This window comes from Nitrosospira sp. TNL200 (assembly GCF_055386305.1).
Genome location: NZ_AP041003.1, coordinates 3,215,581 through 3,228,798 on the forward strand (window position 1 = coordinate 3,215,581; position 13,218 = coordinate 3,228,798).

Below are 13,218 nucleotides of genomic sequence, written 5' to 3' on the forward strand. Positions count from 1 at the left end.
CAAGCCTCCAGAAAAATGAGTGTGGATTCCTTGTTCTCCGATCTAGAATAGCAAACAGCCATTTCTTCAGCCCCGCCATTTGAACCCATGCAATCTTCCGTTTCAGGAACTTTGCGTATCAGCGAGATTTTCTTCTCCCTGCAAGGGGAAACCAGCCGGGTAGGGTTGCCCACGGTGTTCATCCGCCTTACGGGGTGCCCCTTGCGGTGCGGCTATTGCGATACCGAGTACGCTTTTCACGGCGGCAGCCGCTTATCGATCTTAGCCATCATTACGGAGGTTGCCGGCTATGCAGCTCACCATGTCACCGTCACCGGCGGGGAGCCTCTGGCGCAAAAGGAATGCCTGGATCTGCTCAGGGCATTGTGCGATGCGGGTTATTCGGTATCGCTCGAAACGAGCGGAGCGATCGATGTAGCGGGCGTGGACAAGCGTGTTTCAAAAATTCTCGACATAAAAACCCCAGGGTCGGGCGAGGCTGGAAAAAACCGGTGGTCCAATCTCGATTATCTGACTTCGCATGACGAAGTCAAATTTGTATTGTGCAATGAAGCGGATTATCTATGGGCGGTCGAGACATTGCGCACCAGCCGGCTCGATCAGATTTGTCCCGTCCTGTTTTCACCCGTGCATGAGGTTCTCTCCCGCGAAGCGCTGGCGGGATGGATATTGCGCGACCGGCTGCCGGTGCGCATGCAGTTGCAATTGCATAAATTGATATGGGGGGAAGCACGGGGACGTTGATGAGTAGCAGCGCAGACCCATCTTTCCATTTTCCAGATTCAACGCTTCCTTGACTGATGTATCAGTGCAATGACATCATGATGAAAGCGGTGGTGCTTCTATCCGGCGGGCTGGATTCCGCCACGACGCTGGCCATCGCTCGCGGCAGGAATTATGAATGCCACGCATTGAGCATCGATTACGGCCAGCGGCACGATTCCGAACTGGCGGCAGCCCGTAAACTTGCCCAAGCTATCGGGATTCGGGATCACAAGATCATCAAGGTGGATCTGAGCGCATTCGGCGGATCGGCGCTGACCGACAAGTCGGCCGCCATACCGGTGGAAGGAGCGGATGCAGGCATTCCGGCCACTTATGTGCCCGCGCGCAACACCATCATGTTGTCTATTGCGCTGGCCTGGGCGGAAACGCTGCAAAGCCACGATATTTTCATCGGCGTGAACGCCGTGGATTATTCGGGCTACCCGGATTGCCGTCCTGGATATATCGCAGCCTTCGAGCAAATGGCGAATCTGGCGACGAAAGCAGCGATTGATGGCGCCAGGTTGAAAATACATGCTCCGCTGATCAACCTGCCGAAAGCCGAGATTATTCGCCAAGGCATGCTGCTAGGCCTGGATTACAGCATGACCGTTTCCTGTTACCAGGCGGATGAATCCGGGCTTGCGTGCGGCGTATGCGATTCCTGCAGGCTGCGCCGAGCAGGCTTCGAGTCGGCTGGCGTGCCGGACGTGACACGCTATAAGACATAGCCTGTCGCGCGACATGATTCCCTGGCTCGATCCCGCATCCCGCTTTCCGCCGCTCCACGCGGCATTGAGAGAGCCTAACGGGCTTCTTGCCGCCGGCGGGGATCTTTCTCCCCAACGGTTGATCGAAGCTTATCGCTCGGGAATTTTCCCATGGTTCAACAGTGGCGAACCGGTGTTATGGTGGAGTCCTGACCCGCGCATGGTGCTGTTTCCGGATCAAATCAAGATATCCCGGTCTTTGCGAAAAATTTTGACGAAAGGCGGATATGAAGTTCGTGTCGACAGTGCCTTCAGGGAGGTAATGGAGGCATGCGGCGCGCCCCGGCGGAAGCAGGTGGGGACCTGGATTCACCCGGAGATGGTTTCAGCGTATTCCACGCTGCATGAAATGGGGAGTGCGCATTCTGTTGAAATCTGGATCGGCGGCGAACTTGCCGGAGGGCTGTACGGAATTGCGCAGGGACGGGCATTTTTCGGGGAATCCATGTTTTCCCGCGTGCCAGACACCTCCAAGATAGCCCTGGTGCACCTGGCTCGACAATTGCAACGATGGGGCTTTGGCATGATCGACTGCCAGATGAAAACTGCCCATCTCGCCTCGCTTGGAGCGACGGAAATAGCGCGAGAGGAATTTAGTCAACGGCTGAAAGAATTGGTAAACTATCCGGCCCGGGCGGAAAAATGGTGTTTCGATAATGAGCCAGCTGAATGATATTCCTTCATCGGTGCTGCAGTTTTATACGACGGCGTCTTATCCGTGCAGCTATTTGCCCGAGCGATTAGCGCGTTCCCAGGTGGCGACGCCTAGCCATCTGATCGATACCAGCGTATATGGTGAACTGGTCCAGGCCGGGTTCCGCCGGAGCGGGGCATTTACCTACCGGCCTTATTGCGACGATTGCCGCGCTTGCGTACCGGTGCGGCTCGTGGTGGATGAGATGGTTCTCAGGCGTACGCAACGCCGCTCCTGGAATCGGCATCAGTATTTGACCGCCACGCAGCACGATCTGTATTATCACCCCGAGCATTACGCGCTCTATCTGCGCTACCAGGCCAAACGGCATAGCGGCGGCGGCATGGATCGCGACAGCCGCGAGCAATACCGGCACTTCCTGCTGCCGAGCAATGTCGATTCGAAGCTGATCGAGTTTCACGAAAACCGGCACCTGCGCATGATCAGCATCATCGATAAATTGTCGGACGGCGTATCCTCCGTGTATACATTTTTTGATCCCGACATGCCGCAGGCAAGTTATGGGACCTATAACATCCTCTGGCAGGTAAATTTGTGCCGTGCGCTGGGCCTGCCCTATCTTTATCTCGGCTACTGGATCAAGAACAGCCGGAAAATGGCATATAAGGCGAGATTCGGACCGCTGCAAGGCTTGATGGACGGGCAATGGCTGCCGTTGCCGGACGATACCGGCTATAAGAACGAGCCGGATTAGCCGGGACGCGAAACTCGATGTCGCCGGTCGGGCTATCCGTGCTATCTGCGGATAGTTACCGCTTCATCGCCCGTATCTCGGCAGCACGCTTGTCCAGGGGCTCCGCCTTTTTGGCGTGACCTATCTCGCGGTACAACTGCGCCAGATTTTCGAGTCCTGTTGCAACGCTGGGATGATCGGGACCAAGGGATTTTTCGGAGATTATCAGCGCGCGCTTGAAAAGCGGTTCGGCGTAGGGATATTTACCCTGGTCCTTATATATCCCCGCCAGGTTGTTCAGGCTCAGGGCCACGTAGGGATGATCCGGCCCGAGAGTCTTCTTGGAAACCACAAAAACCCGCTTGAACAACGGTTCGGCCTGGTCATACTGTTTCTGCGCGCCATGCAGCAAAGCAAGATTATTCATGATCATGATGGTGCTGAGATGCTCCGGACCCAGTGTCTTTTCCATGATTCCCATCGCGCGCTGAAGCAGCGGCTCGGCATTCGCGTATTTTTGTTGCGCCTGGTATAGCTGCGCCAGATTATTGAGGCTTATCGCTACGTCGGGATGCTCCGGCCCGAGCGCTTTTTCATCAATGTCGAGCCCGCGCTTGTAAAACGTTTCCGCCTTCGCGTACTGGCCCTGGTTCTTGTGCAGCGCTCCGAGATTATTCAGGGTTGCCGCCATCTCGGGGCTTTCCTCGCCGGCAGACTTCTCGAAAATACCGAGTGCCCGGGTCAGGAGCGGCTCAGCCTGGCCATACCTGCCTTGCGCGCTATATAACATGCCCAGGCTATTCAGGCTGGTGGCCAGATCGGCATGATCAGGAGTAAGCGTTTGCTCTGCTATTTGCAGGGCTTGCAAGGCTGCTTCCACCGCTGCCGGATAGTTGCCCTGTTGATAGAGCGATTCGGTTTTCTGATTGAGCTTCTCCCATTCATTCAATGCGTGAACGTGTCCGGCCCACGAGAAAAGGAACAGCAGGAAAGAAAAGCTGGCCAACTTCATGAGAAATCTCTCTCTACGAGCAACGCAGCGATGGTAAATGGCTTGCGACAACAGCACAAGTGCCACCCGGAAGCAAGGAGCAGGCGTCTGGAAATTTCCAAATGAGTTCTCGCAAGGAACGCCCGGAGTTAAAATAACGCCATGCTCTACTCTCTCCTGCGCCCATTATTGTTTGCTCTTGAACCCGAAGCCAGCCATTGGGTGACTTTCCAGCTGTTGGAGCAGGCTTATCGCCGGGGGTTCCCTGCTTATTCCCGGATACCAGACCACCCTCAAAATCTCATGGGCCTTGTCTTTCCCAATCCGGTAGGCATGGCCGCCGGACTGGACAAGGACGGCGAACACATAGAAGCGCTTGGGGAGCTCGGCTTCGGGTTCATCGAGATTGGGACGGTTACTCCCCGCGCCCAGCCGGGGAATCCAAAACCGCGCTTGTTTCGCATCCCGCGGGCCAAGGCCATCATCAACCGCATGGGTTTCAATAACCAGGGCATCGATAATCTTCTGGCGAATGCCAGGCGCGCGAATTATTCCGGCATCTTGGGCATTAATATTGGGAAAAACTTCGATACACCGATAGCACAGGCTGCGGAAGACTATCTGATCTGCCTGCGCAAGGCTTACCGCGATGCGAATTACATCACGGTCAATATTTCCTCTCCCAACACGCCCCACCTTCGGGAGCTGCAAAACGGCGAGGAACTGGATCGCCTTCTGCATGCGTTGAAATCGAGCCAGCAAAGACTGGCCGACGAGCACGGCAAGTATACTCCTCTCGTGATCAAAATCGCCCCCGACCTCGAAATGCGGCAGATAGACGCCATGGGGGCGTTATTGATGAAGCACGAGATCGACGGGGTGATCGCCACCAACACGACACTATCGCGGCGAGGCGTGGAGTCGCTGCCCCATGGGGGCGAGGCGGGCGGACTGAGCGGGGCGCCCCTTCGGCAGCAGGCCACCGCTACTGTCCACCGCTTGCGTGAGGTGCTGCAGGATGCGCTGCCGATTATTGCCGCGGGAGGCATCATGTGTGCGGCAGACGCGAATGAGAAAATCGAGGCGGGAGCAAGCCTGGTACAGATTTATAGCGGCCTTATTTACAGAGGGCCAAGGTTGGTGAGCGAAATTGCGTGTTCGCTGCGCGCACTGGATATGAATGAGCCAAGGGCGGATCTGCACGAGAGATCAGCATGAAACAGGATCTGTTAATAGCGGAAATCGACGCCATACTGCCGCAAACGCAGTGCCGCCAGTGCGGCTTCGATGGCTGCGAACCCTATGCCGCCGCTATCGCGAAAGGACGCGCCCCGATCAATCAGTGTCCTCCCGGTGGCGAACAGGGTATCCGTAAACTGGCGCAATTGCTGGGAGTAAGCCCGCTTCCGCTGAACACTGCGCATGGGATTACCAAGCCGAAAGCAATCGCGTTCATCGACGAGGATGCATGCATAGGCTGCACGCTGTGCATGACAGCGTGTCCGGTCGATGCCATCGTGGGTGCCGCCAAGCTGGCCCATACGGTTATCTCGGCAGAATGTACTGGCTGTGAGCTATGTATCCCACCGTGCCCGGTCAATTGCATCAGCATGATTCCTGCCAGCGCGATTCCCCATCCCGGCGACACTCACGCCGTGAATCCGGCGCGGCAGCTCTCTTCTGCCGCTGCTCCTTCCATTTCCGCTCTGCAAGAGGAAGAAATGAAAGCTTCGGAGCGCGCGCGGATGCGCTACCGGTCCAGGCTGCGAAGATTAACACGTGAAAAAATGGAACGGGAGGAAAAACTGGCGATGACGACAGGCTCTCCAGAATCCGGCAATACCTCCTCACCGGAAATCGCTGTAGCGGCCGCGGATATCAAACGGGCAGCCATAGAGGCTGCGCTTGCGCGCGCGAAGGCATGCCGGATTCAGGCTGTGGAAAAGAATCAATCATAAATAGCATCCCTTCGAATAATCGCTTCCTCATGAACTCCACCATACGCCGCGAGATCTTTACACGGTTCAAGGCAGCCAATCCTCACCCCACTACGGAACTGGAGTATAGCTCGCCTTTCGAGCTCCTGATCGCGGTAATCCTTTCAGCGCAAGCAACCGACAAGAGCGTGAATCTCGCTACGCGAAAGCTGTTCAAGCGCGCCAATACCCCGGAAAAAATACTCGCGCTGGGCGAAGCGGATCTACAGGAAGCCATCAAGACTATAGGGCTATATAAAACCAAGGCAAAAAATATCCTGGCCACGTGCCGGCTGTTGATCGAAAACCATGGGAGCCAGGTACCTCGGAAAAGAGACGAACTGGAAAGACTTCCCGGAGTTGGGCGTAAAACGGCAAATGTCATCCTGAACACGGCGTTTGGAGAACCCACCATCGCGGTGGACACCCATATCTTCCGGGTCTCGAACCGCACCGGGATCGCCCCGGGAAAAACCGTCCTGGAAGTGGAATTGAAGCTCTTGAAGCATGTTCCAATGCAGTTCCGGCATGATGCGCATCACTGGCTTATTTTGCACGGGCGTTATATCTGCAAGGCGAGGAAGCCGGAATGCGCCATTTGCTTCATCAATGATCTGTGCGAATTCAAGGAAAAGAATTTCGCACTTCCGCCAGAAAACCCCCTCCAGCATTCGACAGCCTGAATGTTTAATCCATCAAGAGAAGAGGCGCGTCAATTCTTCTTCGATTCCTGGCGAAAATACCGGCGGCGCGAAATGCTCACCGGCATGGAAGATGTGGCGCTCCAGGTCATTTTAATGCATCCGGAATATCATGCCATGCTCGATGATCCGGAGCGTTATCAGCACAAGGATTACCTGCCCGAGATGGGCGACACCAATCCTTTTCTACACATGGGCATGCATATGGCGATCAAGGAGCAGCTTTCCATAGACCAGCCGGCAGGAATCTGCGAGCGTTTCGAACACCTGTTGAGAAAAACAGGAGACGAGCATACAACGGCGCACCAGATCATGGAATGTCTGGCAGAAATGATCTGGCAAGCTCAGAGAAGCGCATCCGGAATGGATGCTTCGATTTATTTCGATTGCCTGGATCGCAGCAAGCTCGATCAGTGAAGGGAGCAAACCGGATCGACCGGAATGAGTGAAGGTTCCGTAAGTCGATCCAGCGTTATCCCGCACCGATCCTGCATGTGACCGGGCAGGCTTTGCAGCCGCCTAGCCAATCAATACTTGGTTTTCAAACCGGACTGGCTGGCGAAATAGGCGGATACATTTTCGATGTCTTCCTTGCTCAACGCAGCAGCCATTCCAGCCATCACAGGGTCTTTCCTCGCTCCCGACTTATATTCGTTCAAGGTCTTTTCCAGATAGCTGGCATGTTGTCCGGCAAGCTTGGGAAACGCCGGGGCGGGACTATTGCCATCGGCGCCGTGGCAAGCCGCGCAGACTTCAGCCGCTTTTTTCTTCCCCGCTTCGATGTTGCCTGCCATACCCTGGCTGGAAATCAACAACAATGCACCGCTCACGGCGGTGATCAACAGATTTTTCATGGATGTCCCTTGCGCAATAGATAAAATTAGTTACCGCCAGAGTAATAAGCGGCCAGGTCTTCCATGTCTTTTTCAGACAGGGAGGCAGCTATCCCTTTCATGCTCGGATGACTGCGGGCGTCGGTTTTATATGCTTGCAGCGCCTTGACGATATATTCGGCATGCTGGCCGCCAAGTCTGGGAACCTTGTATACGCTGGGGTAGGATGTCCGGTATCCCTCGATACCATGACAGCCAACACACATGGCATTTTTCTGCTTCCCCGCTGCCGCATCGCCAGCGGCTTGAGCGGCGCCGGCCATCGCCAGAAGCAGGCCCCACACAAATAAATTTATTATTGCTGGTCTTTTCATCGTTAGTGCCCTCTTTTCAAAAAGAGCGACTCTAAACGATGTGTCATTCCGGGTCAACGATTAAACGAGTAGGGTTTTTAGAACTTATCGCTGCACTTTCTGCCGCTCTCTGCGCTTTTTGCCCCCAATTCCTCCCACCGCAAAAGGCAACCCATGAGATCTTCTTCAATGGCGGCACTTCGAGCCTGAAGCGTCCGGGCCTCATCCGGGCGATCACGGTAAATTTCGGAGGAACACAATTGCCGCATTACTTCGGCCTGCTCGCGTTCAAGCAACTCGATCCGGCCCGGTAATTCCTCGAGTTCGCGCGCTTCGCTGTAACCCAGCTTGCTGCGAGTTTCGGATTTTCGCTTTCTGTCGACAGGGGAAGAAGACAATCTGGCCTGTTCTGGCGGAACTGCCACCGCAACCCGTGAAAGATCTCGTGCCCTTACCCAGTCTTCATAACCCCCCACATATTCGCGCAATACCCCGGCTCCTTCAAATGCGATCACCTGGGTGACCACGTTGTCGAGAAACTCCCGATCGTGACTCACCAGAAACAAGGTGCCGGAGTAAGTCTGCAACAACGCTTCGAGCAGTTCCAGCGTTTCCACATCCAGGTCGTTGGTCGGCTCGTCCAGAACGAGCACATTGGCCGGACGAGTGAACAGCCGCGCAAGCAGAAGCCGGTTCCGCTCGCCGCCGGACAGCGACTTGACGGGCGAACGCGCGCGCTCCGGCGAGAACAGAAAATCTTCCAGATAGCTTATGACATGCTTTCTTGTCTTGCCGATGTCGATAAAATCCGAGCCCTGGCTTATGGTATCCACCAGCGTCGATTCCTCGTTCAATTGCTCCCGCATCTGGTCAAAATAGGCTACCGCGAGCTTGGTGCCGTGCTTGATTTCGCCGGAATCAGGCTGCAACTCTCCCAGTATCAGCTTGAGCAGCGTGGATTTTCCAGCCCCATTCGGTCCCAGTAATCCGACCCGATCCCCTCGGAGAATGCGGCAGGAAAAATTCTCTATCACTTTCCTTGTACCGTAATTCCTGCTGACATGGGCCAGTTCGGCTACCATTTGTCCCGACCGCACGCCCTCATCCACGCTGAGATTGACCGTTCCCGAACGCTCGCGCCGCGCCGCACGCTCCAGCCGGAGCGTTTCCAATCTTCGCACCCTGCCCTCGTTGCGAGTACACCGGGCTTGTACGCCCTTTCTGATCCACACCTCTTCCTGTGCCAGAACTTTGTCGAATTTTTGATTGTGTACAGCCTCGATCTCCAACAGTTCCATTTTCCGGCGCTGGTATTCGGCAAAGTTTCCAGGAAAACCGGTTAATCTGCCCCGGTCCAGTTCAACGATGCGCGTAGCCACGTTGCTGACGAAGCGCCGGTCGTGGGTAACGAACAGGACGCTTCCCACAAAATCCCCGAGCAATGCCTCCAGCCACTCTATGGATGAAAAATCAAGATGGTTGGTCGGCTCATCGAGCAGCAATACCTGGGGGGTCATCACCAGCGCGCGGGCCAGGGCAACCCGTTTTCGCAACCCACCGGATAACTGCCCCACCAAGACGTCCGCGGAAAGTGCCAGCTTGTCGATCGCCGTCTCGACCATCGCCTGCATCCGCCAGCCATCCTGGGCTTCCAGTCCGGTCTGCAAGTCCTCGAGCCGCGCAAGGAGCACTTCCGTATCCGTTGCGCCATCACTCAGCAGATGCGAAGTTTCATGGTAATCCACCAGAAGCTGGCTGATGGCACCCAACCCTTTGGAGACTTCCTGAAATACGGTAAGAGACGCATCCAGCTCCGGTTCTTGCGACACATATGCCAGCTTGAGACCGGGAGTACGCCAGACCCGGCCGTCATCGGGCTGGATTTCGCCAGCCAGAATACGCAGCAAGCTCGATTTTCCGCCGCCGTTCCTGCCGATAAGACCGACGCGCTCGCCTGAGTCGAGCTGCAGGCTGAGCTGATCCAGAAGCATGTGATGCCCAAAGGAGAGGGAAATCTTTTCTGCAGTGAGAAGAGGCATGGCAATGCTGACTTGATGTAATGAGGGGGCGCAATTCTGCCACGCATCCCGTTCCTTGGAAAGACTCCTTTTTCATCATGCAGGTAATCCGCCGCCTTCCGCTAATAATCGAGCGGCGGTCCCCGCCATGAATGGTCGCGCGGCTTTGCCCGTCCCAGTGCCTCGGCTGCCTCGCACCAGCCTTCGCAGGCATTGCGCCCCGGCCGTCCGCGCCAGATATTCAGCATGCCCTTGCACTTTGCGTAGAAGCGAAAAAAACGCAGCACGGCTTCCCGCTGCGCGGCATCGGGAAAATAATCGCAACAGATGAGCTTGTCATCGGCCATGCCGCGGTCGACGAAAGTCACGGCACCCCATACCCTGACGCGCTTGCGCGTACCTGCAGGCAGCCGCGGGCCCAGTATCAGCGCATCGAGCAGATCGCCTTCCAGTCCGATATAGTCCGGGACCGATCCATAGTTGAAAGGACAGGGCAGGGGTGAAACAAAATCCACTCTGCCTGAAGATCCGCGCTTCAGGAAGCTCCCTCGCGGAATCTCCACTATCACCTCTACCATTGGAGGTTCCAATGGGAACTCTTTTAGGGGCGCGAAACTATATGGATTCATTGCGATTCATGGACGCACTTCGTAAATTGACCTGCACACTCACTCTTCCTGTTTCAGGTCCGGCTCGACAGGCGTCTGCTCCATGTTCGGCTCTACCTGCAAGGTATACAGCCTGCGGCTATCCGCTCGCAATACGGTGAACTTGAATGAGCCCACGACGACCGACTCTCCCCTTTTGGGGAGTCGCCCAAAGCTGTGCAGCACCAGGCCGCCGATCGTATCGTAATCTTCATCGCTCAACGATGATCCGAGCTTTTCGTTGAAATCCGCTATTTCCGTAACCGCCTTGATACGGCACTGGCCCCCCGGTTCCTGGACGATGTTGTCATCGATCTCGTCGAAATCATGTTCATCCTCAATATCGCCGACTATCTGCTCCAGCACGTCTTCTATGGTTACCAGCCCGGCTACGCCTCCATACTCGTCCACCACGATGGCGATGTGATTGCGGTTACTGCGGAAATCCTTGAGTAATACATTGAGGCGCTTCGACTCCGGGATGAATACCACAGGCCGCAGCATTTCCCGCACATCGAACTCTTCCTCCCCCGCATAAAACCGCAGCAGGTCTTTTGCCAGAAGTATCCCTATGACGTTGTTTCTGTCATTTTCGGTAACCGGAAAGCGCGAGTGCGCCTTCTCGATGACGAACGGAATGAACTTGTCCGGCGTTTCGCTGATGTCGATTACATCCATTTGCGAGCGCGGGATCATGATATCGCGCGCTTGCATTTCGGATACCTGTATGACCCCCTCTATCATGCTGAGCGCGTCGGAATCAAACAGGTTGCGTTCGAAAGCAGAGTGCAGCAGCGCCACAAGTTGCTCACGATCGCCGGGTTCCCGAAGCAGCAAAGTGCTGACTCGTTCCAGCCAGCCCGGTTTGGGAGGTTCTTCCATGTAGGTCAGTTGGTTCCGTTTACAAGAAAGAAAGGTTTGCTGCGAATCATCCTGAATCCGGCGGTTGGACAGGATGGAAGTACGGTTTCCGGAGTGCGGGGCAAGGCGCAACGACACGCAATGGCTTCCAGGAAGTTGCAACGCAGCCATGTGCCCCAAAAATCGCACAATCCGCCCTGTAGCGAACTCACCATACAGGTCAATGTCGAGTACCGCGGAAAATCTTTATGAATCATAATTCCAAACTGGAAATGAGCGGTCGACTGCCGGATTCAGGATCATGCTTGACACGCTCCATTCCCGCCAGAACCCTCATCTGCGGCGGAGATCGATGTTTCATATGGATTTTTGTACCCCAGCCCGGCAAGAATCTCCATCTCCAGCCGCTCCATCACCTCCGCCCTCTCATCGACGTCATGATCAAAACCTTGAAGATGCAATATCCCATGGATCGTAAGATGAGCATAGTGCGCGGCAAGATCCTTGCATTGCCGAGCCGCCTCGTTTTTTATCACGCTGGCACAAAGCACGATGTCGCCAGCCAGGGCCGGTGAGTCGTCATAAACGAAAGTCAGTACGTTGGTCGCGTAATCCTTATGGCGAAATTCACGATTCAGCCGCCGGCCCTCGGATTCATTCACTATCCGCAACCCGATTTCCACATCCCTTGTATCCTTTGGCAGGACTGCGCCGATCCATTTGCGAAACTCCTCGTTGGAGGGAATGCCAGGGGCGCGGGTCGCGCGTTGTATGTTGAGCTCGACCCCTCCCGTGCTGCCGTTGCTTTTTCCGGCCGGCTCAATTCCCCCTGGAAGATTTTTCATACGTTTCGTAGGCATTGACAATCCGTTGAACCAGGGGATGCCGCACCACATCCTCCGCGCCGAAGTGGGTAAAAGCGATGCCACGCACTTTTTCCAGGACCTGCCGGGCTTCTATCAGCCCGCTTTTCTGGTGCTTCGCCAGATCGATCTGGGTGATGTCGCCTGTCACCACGGCCTTGGAGCCGAAGCCGATACGGGTGAGGAACATTTTCATCTGCTCTGGCGTGGTGTTCTGCGCCTCATCGAGAATAATGAAAGACTGGTTCAGCGTGCGGCCGCGCATGAACGCGAGCGGGGCAATTTCGATCGCGCTGCGTTCGAACTGCTTGCTGGTTTTATCGAACCCCATCAAATCGTAAAGGGCGTCGTATAGCGGGCGCAAATAGGGATCCACTTTCTGCACCATGTCTCCCGGGAGAAAGCCGAGACGCTCTCCCGCTTCTACCGCCGGACGCACCAGCACGATGCGCGCCACATTGTCGCGCTCCAAGGCATCGACCGCACTGGCAACGGCAAGGTATGTCTTCCCCGTGCCGGCCGGGCCGACGGCAAATGTGATGTCGTGAGTCTGGATCTGCTGCAGATATTGAGTTTGCAGCGGCGTGCGGCCCCGCAGATCGCTGCGGCGAGTGATGAGCAGCGGCGCCGCTTCTGCTGGAAGAACCGCAATGCGAGCCCCCTCTTTCGCGGAATGAGGCCGCATGGCTTCGATGAGCCCCAATTGAACTTCCTCGATGCCCAGCGGATGCTGAGCCTGATCATAAAAGTTCTTCAGTGTTTCCGCCGCCAGAGAGGCGTTGGCAATCTTGCCATGCAAGCTGAAATGCTCTCCTCGCCTTACTATGGTGACATCCAGCACCGTTTCTATCTGCCTCAGGTTTTCGTCCAGTACCCCGCACAGGTTTGCAAGACGCTGGTTATCGACGGGAGTCAATGAAAGTTCTACTGGCCTGGATTTCAATGGAACGTTGGGAGTGGTGGTAAGATTCTCAATTCTGGCAGTGGCTGGATCACTTTGCAAGGAAACGCATCCAGGAAAGTGCTTTCATGCCGGCACAGCAATGAAAATA

At 55.6% G+C, this 13,218-nt stretch carries 16 protein-coding genes; 8 read left to right on the forward strand and 8 right to left on the reverse strand.

Annotation, left to right across the window (positions count from 1 at the left end):
* The first annotated feature begins 87 nt into the window (after positions 1-87).
* The 4 genes from queE to ACZ5CE_RS14555 all read left to right on the forward strand — a co-directional run bounded on the left by queE (position 88) and on the right by ACZ5CE_RS14555 (position 2,944).
* Positions 88-744, forward strand: coding sequence for a 7-carboxy-7-deazaguanine synthase QueE (gene queE, locus ACZ5CE_RS14540; RefSeq protein ID WP_464575611.1), 657 nt, complete (start codon positions 88-90; stop codon positions 742-744).
* Positions 745-821: 77 nt separating this feature from the next.
* On the forward strand, positions 822-1,496 hold the full coding sequence (gene queC, locus ACZ5CE_RS14545; protein ID WP_464575612.1) for a 7-cyano-7-deazaguanine synthase QueC: 675 nt from the start codon (positions 822-824) through the stop codon (positions 1,494-1,496).
* 13 nt (positions 1,497-1,509) lie between these two features.
* Positions 1,510-2,208, forward strand: coding sequence for a leucyl/phenylalanyl-tRNA--protein transferase (gene aat, locus ACZ5CE_RS14550; RefSeq protein WP_464575613.1), 699 nt, complete (start codon positions 1,510-1,512; stop codon positions 2,206-2,208).
* A complete protein-coding gene (locus ACZ5CE_RS14555; protein ID WP_464575614.1) occupies positions 2,192-2,944 on the forward strand; it encodes an arginyltransferase in 753 nt (250 codons plus the stop codon). Before aat ends, ACZ5CE_RS14555 begins: the two co-directional genes overlap by 17 nt.
* Before the next feature lie 55 nt (positions 2,945-2,999).
* Here ACZ5CE_RS14555 and ACZ5CE_RS14560 read toward each other — a convergent pair whose 3' ends face one another.
* Entirely contained in the window at positions 3,000-3,935 is a 936-nt protein-coding gene (locus ACZ5CE_RS14560; RefSeq protein ID WP_464575615.1) for a tetratricopeptide repeat protein, read from the reverse strand.
* Positions 3,936-4,076: 141 nt separating this feature from the next.
* On the opposite strand from ACZ5CE_RS14560, the gene ACZ5CE_RS14565 reads away from it, so the two are divergent.
* Genes ACZ5CE_RS14565 through ACZ5CE_RS14580 form a run of 4 tightly spaced genes read left to right on the forward strand, consistent with a single transcriptional unit; the run spans position 4,077 to position 7,008 of the window.
* Entirely contained in the window at positions 4,077-5,132 is a 1,056-nt protein-coding gene (locus ACZ5CE_RS14565; RefSeq protein ID WP_464575616.1) for a quinone-dependent dihydroorotate dehydrogenase, read from the forward strand.
* Complete coding sequence (locus ACZ5CE_RS14570) at positions 5,129-5,872, forward strand: RnfABCDGE type electron transport complex subunit B (protein ID WP_464575617.1); 744 nt, start codon at positions 5,129-5,131, stop codon at positions 5,870-5,872. The genes ACZ5CE_RS14565 and ACZ5CE_RS14570 overlap by 4 nt, the downstream gene beginning before the upstream one ends.
* 29 nt (positions 5,873-5,901) lie before the next feature.
* Complete coding sequence (gene nth / locus ACZ5CE_RS14575) at positions 5,902-6,573, forward strand: endonuclease III (protein ID WP_464575618.1); 672 nt, start codon at positions 5,902-5,904, stop codon at positions 6,571-6,573.
* The gene (locus ACZ5CE_RS14580) at positions 6,574-7,008 is read left to right on the forward strand and encodes a DUF1841 family protein (RefSeq protein WP_464575619.1); all 435 of its coding nucleotides are present in this window, start codon (positions 6,574-6,576) and stop codon (positions 7,006-7,008) included. It begins immediately after the preceding gene.
* A 110-nt stretch (positions 7,009-7,118) separates the two neighbouring features.
* On the opposite strand, the gene ACZ5CE_RS14585 is transcribed toward ACZ5CE_RS14580, so the two are convergent.
* From ACZ5CE_RS14585 to ACZ5CE_RS14615, 7 genes are all read right to left on the reverse strand, one after another.
* On the reverse strand, positions 7,119-7,445 hold the full coding sequence (locus ACZ5CE_RS14585; RefSeq protein ID WP_464575620.1) for a c-type cytochrome: 327 nt from the start codon (positions 7,443-7,445) through the stop codon (positions 7,119-7,121).
* Positions 7,446-7,471: 26 nt separating this feature from the next.
* Positions 7,472-7,798 (reverse strand): c-type cytochrome, encoded by a 327-nt coding sequence (locus ACZ5CE_RS14590; RefSeq protein WP_464575621.1) that lies wholly within the window; start codon positions 7,796-7,798, stop codon positions 7,472-7,474.
* 77 nt (positions 7,799-7,875) lie between these two features.
* Positions 7,876-9,768, reverse strand: a complete 1,893-nt coding sequence (locus tag ACZ5CE_RS14595) for an ATP-binding cassette domain-containing protein (RefSeq protein WP_464577544.1) — start codon at positions 9,766-9,768, stop codon at positions 7,876-7,878.
* 149 nt (positions 9,769-9,917) lie between these two features.
* On the reverse strand, positions 9,918-10,373 hold the full coding sequence (locus tag ACZ5CE_RS14600) for an inorganic diphosphatase (protein WP_464575622.1): 456 nt from the start codon (positions 10,371-10,373) through the stop codon (positions 9,918-9,920).
* 90 nt (positions 10,374-10,463) lie between these two features.
* Positions 10,464-11,324: an HlyC/CorC family transporter gene (locus ACZ5CE_RS14605; protein ID WP_464575623.1), complete on the reverse strand. Its 861-nt coding sequence runs from the start codon at positions 11,322-11,324 to the stop codon at positions 10,464-10,466.
* Positions 11,325-11,602: 278 nt separating this feature from the next.
* Positions 11,603-12,148 (reverse strand): rRNA maturation RNase YbeY, encoded by a 546-nt coding sequence (gene ybeY, locus ACZ5CE_RS14610; RefSeq protein WP_464575624.1) that lies wholly within the window; start codon positions 12,146-12,148, stop codon positions 11,603-11,605.
* Entirely contained in the window at positions 12,123-13,169 is a 1,047-nt protein-coding gene (locus ACZ5CE_RS14615) for a PhoH family protein (RefSeq protein ID WP_464575625.1), read from the reverse strand. The genes ybeY and ACZ5CE_RS14615 overlap by 26 nt, the downstream gene beginning before the upstream one ends.
* Between the last annotated feature and the right edge of the window lie 49 nt (positions 13,170-13,218).

Excerpts from the sequence above, each read along its gene's own strand:
- ACZ5CE_RS14565 (WP_464575616.1), top strand. The coding sequence starts at position 4,077 with ATGCTCTACTCTCTCCTGCGCCCATTATTGTTTGCTCTTGAACCCGAA.
- queC (WP_464575612.1), top strand. The coding sequence starts at position 822 with ATGATGAAAGCGGTGGTGCTTCTATCCGGCGGGCTGGATTCCGCCACG.
- ACZ5CE_RS14570 (WP_464575617.1), top strand. The coding sequence starts at position 5,129 with ATGAAACAGGATCTGTTAATAGCGGAAATCGACGCCATACTGCCGCAA.
- ACZ5CE_RS14560 (WP_464575615.1), bottom strand. The coding sequence starts at position 3,935 with ATGAAGTTGGCCAGCTTTTCTTTCCTGCTGTTCCTTTTCTCGTGGGCC.
- ACZ5CE_RS14590 (WP_464575621.1), bottom strand. The coding sequence starts at position 7,798 with ATGAAAAGACCAGCAATAATAAATTTATTTGTGTGGGGCCTGCTTCTG.
- nth (WP_464575618.1), top strand. The coding sequence starts at position 5,902 with ATGAACTCCACCATACGCCGCGAGATCTTTACACGGTTCAAGGCAGCC.
- ACZ5CE_RS14585 (WP_464575620.1), bottom strand. The coding sequence starts at position 7,445 with ATGAAAAATCTGTTGATCACCGCCGTGAGCGGTGCATTGTTGTTGATT.
- ACZ5CE_RS14605 (WP_464575623.1), bottom strand. The coding sequence starts at position 11,324 with ATGGAAGAACCTCCCAAACCGGGCTGGCTGGAACGAGTCAGCACTTTG.
- queE (WP_464575611.1), top strand. The coding sequence starts at position 88 with ATGCAATCTTCCGTTTCAGGAACTTTGCGTATCAGCGAGATTTTCTTC.
- ACZ5CE_RS14555 (WP_464575614.1), top strand. The coding sequence starts at position 2,192 with ATGAGCCAGCTGAATGATATTCCTTCATCGGTGCTGCAGTTTTATACG.
- aat (WP_464575613.1), top strand. The coding sequence starts at position 1,510 with ATGATTCCCTGGCTCGATCCCGCATCCCGCTTTCCGCCGCTCCACGCG.
- ACZ5CE_RS14580 (WP_464575619.1), top strand. The coding sequence starts at position 6,574 with ATGTTTAATCCATCAAGAGAAGAGGCGCGTCAATTCTTCTTCGATTCC.
- ybeY (WP_464575624.1), bottom strand. The coding sequence starts at position 12,148 with ATGAAAAATCTTCCAGGGGGAATTGAGCCGGCCGGAAAAAGCAACGGC.
- ACZ5CE_RS14600 (WP_464575622.1), bottom strand. The coding sequence starts at position 10,373 with ATGGTAGAGGTGATAGTGGAGATTCCGCGAGGGAGCTTCCTGAAGCGC.
- ACZ5CE_RS14595 (WP_464577544.1), bottom strand. The coding sequence starts at position 9,768 with ATGCTTCTGGATCAGCTCAGCCTGCAGCTCGACTCAGGCGAGCGCGTC.